Annotated in this window: 12 protein-coding genes; 8 read left to right on the top strand and 4 right to left on the bottom strand. The window is 60.9% G+C overall.

The window, feature by feature from the left end; all coding sequences use genetic code 11:
• The first annotated feature begins 66 nt into the window (after nucleotides 1-66).
• Nucleotides 67-3,618 (top strand): TM0106 family RecB-like putative nuclease, encoded by a 3,552-nt coding sequence (locus tag AC4D1W_RS01070; RefSeq protein ID WP_490897480.1) that lies wholly within the window; start codon nucleotides 67-69, stop codon nucleotides 3,616-3,618.
• Here the strand turns inward: AC4D1W_RS01070 and AC4D1W_RS01065 are convergent.
• Genes AC4D1W_RS01065 through AC4D1W_RS01050 form a run of 4 tightly spaced genes read right to left on the bottom strand, consistent with a single transcriptional unit; the run spans nucleotide 3,584 to nucleotide 8,012 of the window.
• Entirely contained in the window at nucleotides 3,584-4,351 is a 768-nt protein-coding gene (locus AC4D1W_RS01065) for an ABC transporter permease (protein WP_490897479.1), read from the bottom strand. The two genes, AC4D1W_RS01070 and AC4D1W_RS01065, sit on opposite strands and share 35 nt — an antisense overlap.
• Nucleotides 4,348-5,349, bottom strand: a complete 1,002-nt coding sequence (locus AC4D1W_RS01060) for an ABC transporter permease (protein WP_490897478.1) — start codon at nucleotides 5,347-5,349, stop codon at nucleotides 4,348-4,350. Before AC4D1W_RS01060 ends, AC4D1W_RS01065 begins: the two co-directional genes overlap by 4 nt.
• A complete protein-coding gene (locus AC4D1W_RS01055) occupies nucleotides 5,346-6,920 on the bottom strand; it encodes a sugar ABC transporter ATP-binding protein (protein ID WP_490897477.1) in 1,575 nt (524 codons plus the stop codon). The genes AC4D1W_RS01060 and AC4D1W_RS01055 overlap by 4 nt, the downstream gene beginning before the upstream one ends.
• A gap of 9 nt (nucleotides 6,921-6,929) precedes the next feature.
• On the bottom strand, nucleotides 6,930-8,012 hold the full coding sequence (locus AC4D1W_RS01050) for an ABC transporter substrate-binding protein (RefSeq protein ID WP_490897476.1): 1,083 nt from the start codon (nucleotides 8,010-8,012) through the stop codon (nucleotides 6,930-6,932).
• 226 nt (nucleotides 8,013-8,238) lie between these two features.
• On the opposite strand from AC4D1W_RS01050, the gene AC4D1W_RS01045 reads away from it, so the two are divergent.
• From AC4D1W_RS01045 to AC4D1W_RS01015, 7 genes are all read left to right on the top strand, one after another.
• A complete protein-coding gene (locus AC4D1W_RS01045) occupies nucleotides 8,239-9,345 on the top strand; it encodes a Gfo/Idh/MocA family protein (protein ID WP_490897475.1) in 1,107 nt (368 codons plus the stop codon).
• 61 nt (nucleotides 9,346-9,406) lie between these two features.
• On the top strand, nucleotides 9,407-10,321 hold the full coding sequence (locus AC4D1W_RS01040; RefSeq protein ID WP_490897474.1) for a sugar phosphate isomerase/epimerase family protein: 915 nt from the start codon (nucleotides 9,407-9,409) through the stop codon (nucleotides 10,319-10,321).
• Nucleotides 10,322-10,323: 2 nt separating this feature from the next.
• Complete coding sequence (locus AC4D1W_RS01035; protein WP_490897473.1) at nucleotides 10,324-11,085, top strand: SDR family NAD(P)-dependent oxidoreductase; 762 nt, start codon at nucleotides 10,324-10,326, stop codon at nucleotides 11,083-11,085.
• A 10-nt stretch (nucleotides 11,086-11,095) separates the two neighbouring features.
• Nucleotides 11,096-12,217: an aldose 1-epimerase family protein gene (locus tag AC4D1W_RS01030; protein ID WP_490897472.1), complete on the top strand. Its 1,122-nt coding sequence runs from the start codon at nucleotides 11,096-11,098 to the stop codon at nucleotides 12,215-12,217.
• Between the two features lie 97 nt (nucleotides 12,218-12,314).
• Nucleotides 12,315-13,583 (top strand): CaiB/BaiF CoA transferase family protein, encoded by a 1,269-nt coding sequence (locus AC4D1W_RS01025; protein WP_490897471.1) that lies wholly within the window; start codon nucleotides 12,315-12,317, stop codon nucleotides 13,581-13,583.
• A complete protein-coding gene (locus tag AC4D1W_RS01020) occupies nucleotides 13,580-14,812 on the top strand; it encodes a hypothetical protein (protein ID WP_490897470.1) in 1,233 nt (410 codons plus the stop codon). Before AC4D1W_RS01025 ends, AC4D1W_RS01020 begins: the two co-directional genes overlap by 4 nt.
• Nucleotides 14,737-15,528: an enoyl-CoA hydratase/isomerase family protein gene (locus AC4D1W_RS01015; RefSeq protein WP_490897469.1), complete on the top strand. Its 792-nt coding sequence runs from the start codon at nucleotides 14,737-14,739 to the stop codon at nucleotides 15,526-15,528. Before AC4D1W_RS01020 ends, AC4D1W_RS01015 begins: the two co-directional genes overlap by 76 nt.
• Nucleotides 15,529-15,552 lie beyond the last annotated feature (24 nt).

Here is a 15,552-nt window from a genome sequence, read left to right as displayed (position 1 = left end):
CCGGGTGATCCGGAATGCCGGCGGCACATGGTTCGATAGATTCAAAGCCCAGTTCACGGAGGCGCCATGTTCCTGCTCGATCCCACTACCCCCGACGGTGAGCCGGACCTTGTCTTCTCGGCAACGGATCTGGTCAACGCCTCCGTGTGTGAGTACCGGACCCTGCGCACGCTCGATGAGAAGCTGGGACGCAGCGCGAAGCCGCAGTTCGAGGCCGATGAGATGCTCGAGCGCACTGCTCAGCTCGGTGACGTTCACGAGCGGAAGATCCTCGAACAATTCCTCGCCGAGTTCGGAGAGTGGGATCCGGCTCGCCGGCGTGGCGTTTACGACGTCGTACCCGCCGCAACCATGGAACGCTCCCTGCTGGTTCAGAAGCACGAGGAGTCCATCCAGGCCTTACGGAGCGGCGCGAACGTTGTCTTTCAGGCTGCCTTCTTCGACGGGAAGTTCCATGGGAGATCCGATTTCCTCGTCAAGGTTGACGGTGCGTATGCCGTCTGGGACACCAAGCTCGCCCGCCACGCAAGGGTAGGGGCTCTCCTGCAACTCGCGGCGTACGGCGACCAACTGCTGAAAGCGGGCATTGAGCCCGCCCCGCTGGTCACACTGGTGCTCGGTAACGACCAGCACAGTGACCACCGCCTGGCGGACCTTCTACCCGCATACCGGGAGCGGAAGGACCGATTCCTCGACCTGATGGAGCAACATCGGAGCCGGCAGGAGCCTGTGCAGTGGGGCAGCGGATCCCATGTGGCATGCGGGCGGTGTGAGTACTGCCAACTCAAGGTTGAGGAGACTCGGGACCTGCTGTTGGTCGGGCGGATGAGCACCACCCGGCGGGCGAAGCTGCACAAGGCCGGCATCTATACCGTTGACGATCTGGCCTCAATGGACGTTGCCGAGGAAGATGAAAGCCTTCTTGCGCTGCGCGACCAGGCCCGAATGCAGACCGGTGTATGCGACACCGACGGAAGCATCGCATACACGGACAAGCACGGCGGAACGCAAACCCTGAGCTACCGGGTGCTCGAAGACAACAGCCTCGGCAACCTGCCCGTACCCGATGATGGTGACATCTTCTTCGACTTCGAGGGCGATCCGCTTTGGCAGGACCCGCTCACCGGCCGCTGGGGCATTGAGTACCTTTTCGGCGTCGTCGAAAATTCTCCCACGCCCGGTGGTGAGCCGCCGTTCGTTCCGTTCTGGGCACACAACCGCGCCCAGGAACGCCAGGCCTTCGCAAGCTTCCTCGACTACGTAGCCGACCGCCGCCGTCGTTATCCGAACATGCACATTTACCACTACGCGGCCTACGAGAAGACTGCGCTGCGGAACCTTTCGCTTATTCACCTGATCGGTGAGGAAGCGGTGGATACTCTCCTTCGCGATGGTGTGCTCGTTGACCTGTATGAGACGGTGCGCACGAGCCTGCGGATCTCAGACCGCTCGTACAGCATCAAGAAGCTCGAGCCCTTGTATATGGGCAGCAACCTGCGGTCGGGAGACGTGACGGACGCCGGTGCCTCCGTGGTTGCATACGCCCAGTACTGCGAGGCTCGGGACAGTGGGGACGCCGGGGGCGCCGAGGAAATCCTCACCGGGATCAGCGACTACAACCGGTATGACTGCCTTTCCACCCTTGAACTGCGCAACTGGTTACTCGGCCTCGCTGCTGATCGGAGCATCGGTCTTGCGCAGCCGCAGGAGCCGAAGGTGGACAAGTCAGAACCGCCGTCGGCCGAAGAACGGGTGCTGCTGGATTACGTGGCGTCACTGCCAACTGACCGGGCGCGAACCGATGACGAACAGGCAATCGCCATGGTCGCTGCCGCTGTCGGGTACCACCGTAGGGAGGACAAGCAGTTCTGGTGGGAGCACTTCGACCGCCTGGGCTCCCCCATCGATGACTGGTCAGACACCCGTGACGTATTCATCGTGCGCCACGCGAGCATCAAGCAAGACTGGACAAGGCCAAACGCCCGAAGCAACCACGTCCGGGTCCTGGACGTCTGCGGAATCTCGTCAGAAGGCTCAGACTTCAAGCCCGGAAGCAAGTGGTTCCGCATGTACGGCGAACCACTTCCGGAGGGGCTGGAACCCTTCGATGGGAAGGTCGGCGGCAGGGAGGGCTGGTTCGACACGGAAGTCCTCGACGCTTACGCCGACCGGGACGGCGAGCACCTTATTGTGCGCGAGAAGCTCAAGCGCGGTGGCGAACCGTATAGCCAGACGCCAATAGCGCTGACCCCGGACAGGCCCATCCCCACCACCTCCATTCGGGTTGCCCTGGCCGATCTTGCGCGGCGCGTCGGATCCGCACTTCCTGAGCTTCCGAAGAGTCCGGGGCTCGAGATCCTCCGTAAAGCCCGTCCAAGGCTGACCGGCCGAGCCAGCCTTCCCGAAGTGGTCGACCACGAATACGTTCCGGCGATCACTGCCGCCGTTAAGCTACTCGATCACTCCTATCTTGCCGTCCAGGGGCCGCCCGGCACCGGCAAGACGTACGTAGGCTCCCATGTGATTCGCGCTCTCGTGGCCAGCGGCTGGAAGGTCGGCGTAGTGGCGCAGTCCCATGCCGTCATCGAGCACATGATCGACGCAGCGCTGGAGGCCGGCGTACCCGCCCACCAGATCGCCAAGAGAACCGACAACCCGGAGGCACCCTGGACCCGCAGGACGGACGACGACGTCGCCGCACTTCTCGACGGATCGGAAGGTGCGCTGGTCGGCGGCACGGCATGGACGATGACGGGGAGCAAGGTTCCGCCGGAATCGCTTGATCTACTGGTAATTGATGAGGCGGGCCAGTTCTCGCTCGCCAACACTCTGGCTGTGTCACGGGCAGCAAAGCGGTTACTTCTGCTGGGCGATCCGCAGCAACTGCCTCAGGTGACACAGGCGAACCATCCTGAGCCCGTCGATGAGTCGGCGCTGGGCTGGCTATCGCGGGGAAGCGCGACCCTGCGCCCTGAGCTCGGATACTTCCTCGCCGACAGTTGGCGAATGCACCCGGAACTGTGTGAAGCGGTGTCGCGACTCGCCTATGACGACAAGCTTGAGTCCGCAGTGCTCGCCACCAAGCGGGTTCTCGAGGGAGCTCCTGCAGGAGTTGAATGCATCCTGGTCGACCACGCAGGGAATTCCAGTGCTTCCTCCGAAGAAGCCGAAGAGGTAGTTCGCCAAATTCAGCGACACATCGGCCTGCGGTGGGATGACGCCGCAAACGCACCACGAGCTCTCACCGATGCAGACGTCCTGGTTGTTGCCGCCTATAACGCCCAGGTTCAAATGATCCGGCGGAAGCTCAAGGATGCGGGGTTCACCCGAACGCGGGTCGGCACCGTCGACAAGTTCCAGGGCCAGGAGGCTCCCGTCGTGCTCGTTTCGATGGCATGTTCAGCCGCTTCCGAGGCGCCCCGGGGCATTCAGTTCCTGTTGAACCGGAATCGAATCAACGTGGCCATTTCCCGAGGGCAGTGGCGTGCGGCCATCATCCGCTCCCCCAAGCTGACGCATCACTTACCGTCACGCCCTGAGCACTTCGAGGAACTCGGAGCGTTCATCGGTTTGTGCCAGGAGATCAGCTCTTCCCCTGCCGCCCGTACAGCGAAATGACCACGAGGATTATCACTCCGTAGATGAGCTGCTGGATGTTTGCTCCGAGGTTCAGTACAGCAACGAGCGTCGACACTTGCGCGAGCACAAGCGCTCCACCCACCGTCCCGACAACTGAACCACGTCCACCAAATATGGATGCACCGCCGACGACAACTGCGGCTACCGACGACAGCAGGTAACCAGCCCCCATCGTCGCAGACGCCTGCTGGTAGTAACCCACAATCACGATGCCGGCGAAGGCTGCCAGAACTCCACTCAGCACATACCCACCAATGCGGATACGGTCCACAGGCAAACCTCCGAGCCGGGCGGCCTCGGCTGCGGACCCTACAACGAATAGAGACCGCCCCCACCCGGTGAAGCTGAGCAGTAGTTGCAGGACCACCATCAGTGAAAGTCCAAGCGGAAGCACTGCGGCCATTTCCAGACCGAAAACCGAAACCTTCGCCGAAGTGATGGCGACTATGAACTCAGGGATCGCTGTCAGCTCGGAAAAGTTGAAGACCAGCAGTATTACACCGAACAGCAAGCCGTTCATCGCGATGGTCGTCACTATGGGCGTCAGGCCTAGCTTTGATATGACCACCCCATTGAAGGAACCGATGACCGCGCCCGTCAGCAATGCACCGGTGAATGCACCAAAAGGTCCCAGAGGACCGACGAGCCCCAGGAAAGCAAGTGCTGAGAACCCGATGGTGTTCGGTCCGGACGGTACGGCGCTGATGGTCATGCTCGGGTTCCCTTCACAGCGAATGCGACCTTGCTCCAGATGACCGGCAGCCCAACAACAGTGAAGATGATGAGCGCGCTGATCACGTACTGCCAGTAGGAATTGATACCGGCGAAGAAGAGCAGGTTCCCAATCAGCCCGAGGGTGCATGCAGCCAGGACGGTGCCGATGATGCTGCCCCTCCCACCAGTGAAGGCAGCGCCGGCGAGGGCGACGGCGGCGATCGAACTCAGCAGGTAGGCGTCCCCACTTCGGGGATCGCCGGTAACCGTGGAAGCGGCGAGCATCATGGCACCGACGGACGTAACCATTCCTGCCAGCCCGAACGCGATCAGTTGTGTGAGCCGCGCGTTGAGGCCCGCTGCTCTCACGCTTTCCATGCTCGATCCGATTCCGTAGATGTGCCGACCCAGCGCAGTCCGCTGCAACAGGAGCCAGAGGAGAACAGCAACCACCGCAAGATAGACGAGGGAGACAGGAAGGAACGGGACCAGTTCGCCGCTCGTGGCGAGGTAGATTTCCTTGGTCAATCCGCCGCCCGGCCGATCGAGCACTTCGCTTGCGAGTGATCCGAAGATGAATGCACTAGCCAAAGTCACCGCTATGGCCGGTAATCCGCCGTACGCCACCAAGAGCCCGTTGAATAACCCACATCCAAGGCCGACGCCGATGGACAGCAGAATTGCCACGTGAGGCGGGACTATCTCGAGCTGTGTCGCGAACACAACGTTGCAGAGACTCATGATGGCACCGATGGAGATATCGATGCCTCCGACGAGCACGACGAGGAGCTGCCCCAGAGCGACGAGAGCCAGAGGCACCACGAGATTTGCCGCCGTCTGCAGCTGGAACCGGCTGAGCAGCTCGGGGTTGATGATGACATAAACGAGAAAAAAGACAAGGAAAGCCGAGACTGGTGCAATTGCGCCTTCCCTGCGTAACCGGACGATGCTGGCCCCCGAGCGCAAGCGCTCCGGCGCGCGTACGGTAACACTCATGCGGCTGCCCTCAGTCCCATGGCTGCGCCGACCACCGCATCCCCTGTGAGCCGTCCGCCCTCCAGCTCGTCGTTGACGGCACCTTGATAGAGCACGACGACGCGATGGCATACGTGCACGAGTTCCTCCACTTCAGTTGAGAACCACAGGACACCAACGCCCTGCTCGGCCAGATCGACAATGGCCGCATACAGTTCCTGCTTCGCCCGAACATCAACACCGCGCGTTGGATCGTGCAGGAGAATCACGGTGCGTGATCGGTTCATCCAGCGACCAAAGACAAGTTTTTGCTGATTCCCTCCAGAGAGGGCACCAGCTGTCTCGTTCGGTCCGCGCGTGCGCACCGAGAGCGCATCGAGGATGCCACTGATCCAACCTCGTTCCCGCTCGAGCCGAGGCCGCCCGCCGAGCTGATGGGCTTTGAACCATGGAACAAGCAAGTTCTCCCCCACACTCATCTCCAGCGCCAGGCCCTCCCGCTTACGGTCTTCGGGCACGTAACCGATTCCGTGGCGCACCGAGCGCACAGGCGTAGTGCCTGAGATCATTCGTCCGGCGATTACCCAGGAATCCGCGGTGGCAGGAGCCGCACCGAAGAGGGCACGCAACAGCTCCGCCTGGCCGTGACCCTGCAAGCCGCCGATTCCAAGGATTTCTCCAACTCCGATGGAAAGGTCGACACCATGCACTCCGTCAGATCGGAGGTTAGTGACGGAGAGCGCAATCGCGTCCGTGGTCCGTTCGGGTGGGTCGGGAAAGAACCGCGCCGCCTCACGGCCCGCCATTAAGGAGACCAGTTCGTCATCTGTCCAACCGCCGCGAACAAACTCCCCCGCGACCTTCCCATCGCGAAGAACCGCTCCGCGGTCAGCAATCTCGGCGATCTCACCCAAACGATGCGATACATAGATGACGCTGCCGCCTTCTGCCGTGAGCTCGCGGATCCGTTGAAAGAGCCAGGTGACACCCGGCGGTGTCAGAGCGGATGAAGCCTCATCGAGAATGAGCAATTCCGGCCGGCCGGCCAAAGCCCTGGCAATCTCTACCAGTTGGCGATCAGCAAGCGATAAGGTGCCCACCGGTGCTCGGGGATCGATATGTGGGAGATCCAGTGAACGGAGCAACTCAGCGGCAGCCACAACCGACTTGTTCTGGGAGAACCGGCGGTAAGGTGCACCGTCAGGCAGGCTGAGGTTCTCGGCTACAGTCCAGTCGGGCACCAGTGCAAGTTCCTGAAAGGCACACCGAACACCCGACTGCCGCGACTTCTTAACGCTGCCGGAGGCAAGAGGCTCCCCGTTGACGACGATGCTGCCGGAGGTTGGAGCCACGGCGCCGGCGAGCATCTTCGCTACCGTGCTTTTACCTGCTCCGTTCTCACCGACCAGGGCGAGCACTTCGCCTTTATTGCATTGGAAACTCACTCCTTGCACCGCATGCACGGGTCCGTAACTCTTGACGAGGTCAGAGGCCACAAGAAGGGTTTCACCCTGCAGCGGGCGGTCTTCGCCCGAATCGGGATGGGCGAGCGCTGCCGGCGAACCGGCATCGCCGAGTGGTGCATCAGTCACTGCGATCTCCTAGGATCCGGAGTAGTACTGCATAACGTCCTCAAGCTTGAGATCCAGGCCGGGGAAGTCATATCCGAGCTGGAAATTGCTCGGCTTGTCTTCGAGACAGAAGTCTTTGGCGTTTTCATTGGTGATCTCAAGCGGTGGGAAGAACTGCTGCTTCTCGATCTCCTCGCCTTCGAGCAGTTTCACGGCCTGCTCAAGCCCTTTCGCGTAAATCGACGGTTGACCGAAGACCATATTCCCGGTCAGCCCCTCGTCGCCATACTCCACCAGGGCGCAGGCCTCGCCGTTGTACCCGGACCCTCCAACAACAGGCACGAACGGCAGCCCGGCTGAGACAAACGCCTCAGGGACACCCTGTCCTCCCGTAAGGAATGAGTAGACACCGCCGATGTCCGGATTGGAGCGAAGAATCTTCGACATCGATTCCTGTGCTGTTGCTTCATTCCAGCCGTTTGTATCCTGCGCCACGATGATGGCGCCGCCTTGCTCCAGGGTGTCAATCACGCCGGGCATCGATCCTTCATTCAGAGGCACTCCTGCGAGTCCTTCGAGCACTGCAATGTTCTTGTTGTCGCCAAGGTTTTCCAGCAACCACTCAGCGCCGATGGTGCCCGCGGTAGCCCAGTCGGTCGAAACCACGTAGACATCGTCGCTTTCGTATGGCCCACCGTTGGCAATCACGGGAATGCCCTGCGCCGATGCCTGCGTAATGGCAGCATCTGCTCCGCTTGAGGATGCAGGGTCAAAGAGAATGAGATCCACCCCGTCAGCAATGAGGTTCTGCATTGCCGCATTCTGCTGGGCAGCGTCGTTGTCGTTCGTGCGAACGATCTTGAGCTCGACCTTGTCCTTGTATTCGGGTGAGTTGGCCAAAGCCTGCAGCGATGCGAGACCCATTTCCCGCCAGGCCTGGCCGCCGAGGGGCTGTTCGAAGCCGATAACGAACTTCCCATCCTCCCCGGCGTCGGAGGCACCGCTGGAGTTCGCCGGCGCACTGGTGCAGCCAGCGACCAGAACGATGGCCGAGGCCGCTGCGGTCAGACCGGCTGCTTTGGTAAGCGAAGTTCTGAGTTGTGTCCTACCCATGATTTCTCCTTTGAAGTCTGGCTTTCCACTTCGCCAACCGGCGTCAGATGCTGCTTGAACTGTGGCGGGACCGTCGATGACGGGGGTGTATTCAGCGACACTAGCCTAAAAATGATAGCGCTACCAGTAGCGCTATCATCAATTTTTGATAGGGTGAGAAAACCAAGCTTCCCGATCCACACCAGATCTGAAAACAGGTCGTCGCAACGACGCGAATGGAGTTCATATGAACAGCACAACCATGGCGGAAGATCAGTCCGAGTTATCCCCGAATGTGGAAATCCGCTGCCGCAATTTCAAGGTGGGCTGCATCGGAGCCGGCATGATCATGTCGGATGTGCACCTCGAGGCATACCGCCAGGCATCGTTTCCGGTGGTGGCCATCGCCTCACGCACGCAATCAAAGGCGCGCGAGGTCGCCGAGCGTTATGACATACCGACAGTTCACTCAACACCCGAGGAGCTCATCGACGACGCGTCGGTGGAGATCCTCGACATTGCCTACCCGCCGGACCTGCAGCCCGCCCTCATTCGACGTGCTCTGGCGGCACCACATATCAAGGCGATTCTCGCCCAGAAGCCACTGGCGCTCGACCTCGACGAAGCAATAGCGCTGCGTGACGAAGCGGCCGCCGCAGGAAAAGTACTCTCGGTCAACCAAAATATGCGGTACGACCAGTCAATCCGGGTCCTTCACCAACTCCTTGAACGGGGCGACCTCGGCGAGCCGGTCCTCGCAACCATCGAGATGCGCGCTATCCCGCACTGGCAAGGTTTCCTGGAAGATTACGATCGACTGACGCTGGCCAACATGAGTGTCCATCACCTCGATGCACTCCGGTTCCTCTTCGGCGAGCCCTCCGAAATCATGACCGTAGCTCGCGAAGACCCCCGCACAGCCTTCGAGCACGAGGACGGCATCGTTGTGTCGACCCTCCGATTCCCGAACAACCTCCTTGCTGTATCAATGGAGGACGTGTGGAGCGGACCCCGCGAAGAGGGCTTCGACTCCGACATCTATATCAAATGGCGTGTCGAGGGAACTAGGGGTGTTGCTCAGGGCACGATTGGGTGGCCGACTGGAAAACCATCGACGCTTACTTATGCGTCCGCCCTCTCCACCGGCGGCGAGTGGGTCACGCCTGAGTGGGAAACCCACTGGTTCCCCCATGCCTTCATCGGCGTGATGGAGCAGGTGCAGTATGCAGTCCACACGGGCACCGACCCTGAGCTTTCGGTTGCAGACAACGTCAAGACGATGGCGCTGATCGAGGCCGGCTATCGCTCAATCGCAGAACGCAGGCCGGTGCTCCTGAGCGAGTTCGACCTCTGACCACACCAACCGCAAGTCCTCTTTCTGATTGTATTTCCACACCAAAAGGAGCAATGACGCCATGATTCAAGTCGGTATCTTCAGCGGGTACTTCCCCTATGAACTCGAAACCACGGCAAAGGCAATTCGCGATCTTGGTTTCAACACCGTGCAACTAGACCTGCATTTCAAGGACCTGGACCTTTCAGCCGGTCAGATCACCAAAGAGAAGGCGAAGCGGGTCAGCGACACCTTCCGCGACCATGACCTGCCGATCTGCGCCATCTCGGGATACACCAACATCGTCCACCCGGACCCGGAACGCCGCCAAGCCAACGTGGAGTATCTGAAGGAGATCCTCCGCAACGCCCGCTCCTTCGGTACTCCCTACGTCATCAGCGAATCGGGCACCTTCAATCCAGACAGCGAGTGGGACCACCACCCGCACAACCGGTCCGAGGATGGTTACGAACAAGTGCGATCCGTCCTCACGGATCTAGCCCAGACCGCCTACGACCACGGAGCTACTTTCCTGCTCGAAACCTACGTCAACAACGTCATCGGTTCGGTCCGCGAGACCGTCCGCGTGTTCAACGACATCCGATCGCCCGGTCTCGAGCTTCTGATGGACCCGACGAACTACTTCGACGGCACCAATATCGACAACATGGACGCTGTACTCAACGAGGTATTCGACACCTTGGGTGACCGCGTGCGGATTGCCCATGCAAAGGACGTGAAGCGGGCGGGTGAGGACAAGAGCGAGAAGCACGCGGACATCGGAGATGAGAACGCACTCGCTTCGCATACTTTCCGTGGGGTGGGAGAAATTGAGTTGCCCGCCGCAGGCCTGGGCTCATTGAACTATGACCTCTACCTCCAACGTCTCGCCGAGCGCAACCCGAATGTTCCGCTCATCATCGAGCACCTGGACGAATCGGACGTCCCACGTGCCAAACAGTTCATCGTCGAGACCCTCAAGAAGTACGGGATCTGACAATGGCGGGAAACGGCGTGCTGCATGAACGTGTTGCGGTGGTAACAGGGGCCGGAGGGGCGCTGGGGCGTGCCACAGCGCTTCGTCTAGGGGCGGACGGCTTCGCCGTCGGCGTACTGGGACGCAAGAGCCCCGAACTTGAAGAGACAGCCCTTCAGCTCGAAGTCGCGTCAGTACCGGTTCGCATACTGGAGGTCGACCTGCGGGAGGCCGATGCAATCGACACCGCGATCACCACCACTGACGAGACGTTCGGCCCGGTCGAAGCGCTCGTGAACAATGCCGCGATCTACCCCAGCACGCCGTTTCTCGACATCCCGCTCTCCGAATACGACGACGTCGTTACCGTCAACCAGCGAGCCTACTTCTACGCCGCACAGGTCGCGGCCCGAAAGATGGTTGAGCGTCGGTCCGGTGCGATCGTCAACGTTGGATCTATCACCTGGCACGGTGGCTGGTCCAACCTCGCCAGCTATGTATCGACAAAGGGCGCTGCCGTTTCGCTGACACGGGCACTCGCCCGCGAGCTGGGCGAATTCGGGGTCCGGGTGAATGCAGTCTCGCCCGGTGCTTTCCCAACGAAGGCAGAAGAGATCCAGGGTGACGCGGCGGAGTATTCCGCGCACGTCCTCGCGCATCAGGCGCTGAAGCGGCGCGGCACCGATGCGGAGCTGGCCGCGGTGATCTCCTTTTTGCTCGGTCCGGACTCGTCGTTCATCACCGGGCAGACAGTCAACGTCGACGGCGGATGGATCATGGAATGAGGAACCTCGCGTGAACATTTATGGGACAGAGATGTCGAGGGCAGACCTCGAACAGCGCACCGGTGATCTTTCCGCCGTGGCGGGAATTCGCCAGGTGGTGCTGGACAACGGAGTGGAACGAGGAGTGCGGGCGATTGATCTGCGCACCGCTGCAGGGCTCGAGCTCGAGGTGCTCGTTGACCGAGCCTTCGACCTCGGGTCCGCGAGGTATCGAGGTATGCCGCTGGGTTGGCGCTCGGGCAACGGCTTCCGCCACCCAGGTCTGCATGAGCACAACGATGAGGGAGGCCTCTCGTGGCTCCGGGCCCTCGACGGCCTCCTTGTGAGCGGGGGACTGGACCACACACTTTTCGGAGGCGAAGTAGACGCTGCCGGCTACGCCTATCCGCCCAAGCAGAAGGTTTCGCACGGACTGCACGGGCGCCTCACCGCCATCCCGGCGCGCCTGCTCGAAGCACGCGAGGTAGTCGGTAGCGATGATTCGTCCGTTCTTCGAGTGGTCGGGGAGGTTGTTCAGGCCACGTCGTTCGGCGAGCACCTTCGCCTCACCAGGACTATCGAAATGGACTTCGACGGTCGGGAGATCCGGCTGCACGATGTTGTAGACAATCTGGGGTTTGAGCGGACACCGCACATGTTCCTCTACCACCTGAACTTTGGATGGCCTCTGGTCGATGCGGGCACCGAATTTGTAGCCTCCATCGACTCGACGCTCTGGGCCTCTGAATCCGTTTCGTCGCAGGGCGTGTCCTACCGGAAGCTTCCCCAGCCCCAGAAGGGCTTTGTTGAGCAGGTCTTCGAGCATGACCTCGTGGCCGATGATGCAGGTCGCCACCGCGTTGCGCTGCTCTCGGCCGACAACCGGTTCGGTGTTGAAGTGTTCTGGGAGGCGGCAGGCATGCCGCGCTTCTTCGAGTGGCAGAATCTGCGAAGCGGTCAGTACGCAATCGGCCTTGAACCTTCCACGCACCACGTGGCCGGTGACGCAACGGCCCGCGATGACGGCTCGATGATCTGGCTGGAGCACGGAGAATCTCGTGAGTACCGCACCACTATCCGCGTCCTCGAGGGCGAGGACGCTGTGAACTCAGTGCGCAGCACCATCCGAGCGGTGAGCGACCAACCCGAGTAGCAAGCCGCCGTCGTCGTACATCACTCGCCCCTTCTTACACACAGTCAATACCGATCTGACAGACGGATGCTGGCTCACCGGATACGAGGAAACCACAATGAGTAACCCAATCGACGATGATGCGCCGGAAGTGCTTTCGGGCATTCGCGTGCTCGACTGCTCAATTGCCATGGCGGGGCCCTTTGCCGCGCAGCGACTCGGCGACCTGGGCGCTGACGTGATCAAGGTAGAGCCAACAACTGGAGAGTGGCAACGTCACGCCGCGGCCGGTGGAGCAACAGGCAATCGAATCAACGTGTCGTTTCTGTCGCTCAACCGGAACAAGCGTTCCATTGCCGTCGATTTGAAATCGCATGAGGGGAAGGATGTTGTCTACGACCTCGTCAAGACCGCTGACGTGTTCCTTCAAAACTATCGGCCGGGGGTCGCCGCCAGGCTCGGTGTTGACTACGAGACGATCAAGGCGATGAACCCTGGAATCATCTACGTGTCGATCTCGGGCTACGGCGAAGATGGCCCCTACCGCAATCGGCCTGGACAGGACCTCCTGCTTCAGGCAATGAGCGGTGCAATGCTCTCCGCGGGCCGCCACGGTGAACCTCCAGCAGCGGCCGGCCAGTACCTTGTTGATGCAGTGACGGCTTCAACGGCCTTTGAGGGAGTTCTGGCCGCCCTGTTTCACCGTGAGCGAACCGGGGAGGGGCAACTCGTTTCGGTCAACATGCTGGACGCGATCACCACTCTGCAGATGCAGGAACTGTCGGTTTTCACAGTTGGCGGAGTTCCGCAGACACGCGGCGCGCAACCCCACGCCCATGTCTACATCCGTGCACCGTACGGCACCTTCTCGACAGCGGATGGTTTTATCGCCCTGGCAATGCCCGACCTTCACGTCCTTGGTGACGTGATTGGAGAGCCCTCGTTCCTCGGGATGGACTCCGAAACCGACAGCTGGTCTGACCGCGATGAGATCTTCGAGAAGACCGCAGCCCGCCTTGTCACTCGCACCAGCGCCGAGTGGCTGGAACTACTGAGTGCTGCGGGCATCTGGGCCGGTCCCGTCTATGACTATCAGGACCTCGTTGATGACGAGCAAATCGCTCACAACGGCACGTTCATTGAGTACGAGCACCCTACGGAGGGTCTGATCAAAACGCCCGGGTTCCCATACCGGCTTTCCGCTACGCCTCCGCGGATCCACCGAGGTGCACCATCAGCCGGCGAGCACACACTTGAAATCCTGAAAGAGCTAGGTATCGCGGATGCCCGTGCATCGAAACTGGTCGAAGCGGGGGTTGTGGCAGATGAAGGGCCTGTCGCCGCAAGTCAGCTTCCAAACCCGGTGGGCGGCCGGGAATCAGCGTGAAGACGTTTCAGGGCATCACGTGGGATCACCCACGCGGCAAGAACGCGCTTCTGGCCGCAGCGAATGAGGAGCAATGCCGCGCCACCGGTATCCGTCTGGAATGGTCTGCTCACTCCCTTGAGCACTTCGAGTCGCACCCAATTGACGCCCTGGCACGAAAATACGACCTCATCATCCTTGACCATCCCCACCTCGGCGAAGCCATTGAGCATCACTCGTTGATCCCCCTGGATGCGGTGCTAGGCGCGGAACGCCTTGACCGGTGGTCGAGCCAGTCTGTCGGGCCTTCCTTTGATTCGTATTTTCTCGACGGCTCGCAGTGGGCCCTTCCACTCGACGCGGCTACACAAGTTGCAGTGCGAAAGCCGGCCCTAGTGCCTGACGCACCCATCACTTGGCACGACGTCGAGAATCTCTCGGCCAAGGAACCGGTAGCCCTGTCTCTCGCCGGACCTCATGCGTTCCTCACCTTTGCTTCCATGTGCGCTGCCTATGGTGAGCCGTTGAGCGATCCGGACGGGGTGAGCGCGGGCAGTAGAGCAACCAATCTGGTCTCGGATGAGACGGCTCTCCCAGTCCTGGAACTGATGCGATTAATCGGCTCACGCGCTCCAAGTGATTCGTTCGAGCAAAACCCAATCAGCTTGCTCCAGCGCATGACCGAAACCGACGACATAGCCTTCTGTCCCCTGGTGTACGGCTACGTCAACTATTCGAATCATGCTCTCCAATTTTCCGATGCTCCGTGTGTAGTCCCCGGAGGTCGCCACGGATCCACCATCGGGGGCACCGGACTCGCGATCAGCGCCCACGCCGAAGTCACCGGTGCGCTCACCGAACATATTGAGTGGCTCATGTCAGCAACCACCCAGCGCAGATTCATTCCCCAGCATGACGGCCAGCCGTCCAACCGTGATGCGTGGCTGGACGACGATGTCAATGACGCGTCCGCGGGGTTCTACCGCTCGACCCTTGCCACCATCGAAGACGCCTGGATGCGGCCACGGTTTCCCGGTTTTATCCCTTTCCAGTCGACCGCTTCGGCAATCATCCGCGCGATTGTTGCCGGGGACGAGCGACCGGTGAGCGGTCTTGCTCGTGTCCGCGCCGAATTCGCCAGCGCACTTCCCGCAACTATGGAAAGGGTCCAATCATGCTGTCCCCCATCGAACTCGAAACCGAGGAGATCATCGTCGATCACTCGGGACACGTCGTCACCATCACTTTAAACCGCCCACAGAAGCTCAACTCAGTCACGCAGGATATGTCCGACTCGCTGGTCGCCATCGCCGAATGGGCCAACGATAGCGATGAGGTGCGCGCCATCATCCTAACTGGCGCTGGGGGGCGCTCCTTCTGCGCCGGGTCTGACATCCGGCAGCTGGACAAGTACGCCACACCGTGGGACTTCCGTAATCGTGCAGACTACTGCGATGCGCTTCGTCTCCTGCGCAAGCCTGTGATCGCGGCGGTCAACGGTTATGCGTTTGGCGGGGGTTTGGAGACCGCGATGGCCTGCGACATCCGTATCGCGTCAACCGCAGCGTCCTTCGCCGCCCCCGAAGTGAAGCTGGGGTGGATCGGTGGCGGTGGGATGAGTACGTTCCTGGGGCACTCTGTCGGTGCCAGTAATGCCGCGCTTATGTTGATGACAGGGGACCCGATAGACGCTCATCAGGCACTGAGGTGGGGGCTTATCTCTGAGGTGATCGATCCGGATGGGCTGCTCCCTCGAGCGACGGAGTTGGCCTCGATCATTGCATCCCGCCCTCCGATTGCGGTGGAGACTGCCAAGACAAACCTGCGTGCTGCATTCAACCTGCCCCAGGATCAGGCAATCGCCTATGAACGGGATCTGCAGACGGTCGCGTTCGCTACTGAGGACGCGGACGAGGGCCGCGCTGCCTTCGCCGAAAAGCGTACGGGGATCTTCCGGCGCAGATGACCCATCCATACCGAGCGACCCTTT

The organism is Arthrobacter sp. TJ-170, assembly GCF_058269305.1.
This window is presented reverse-complemented; position numbering and strand designations above follow the sequence as displayed.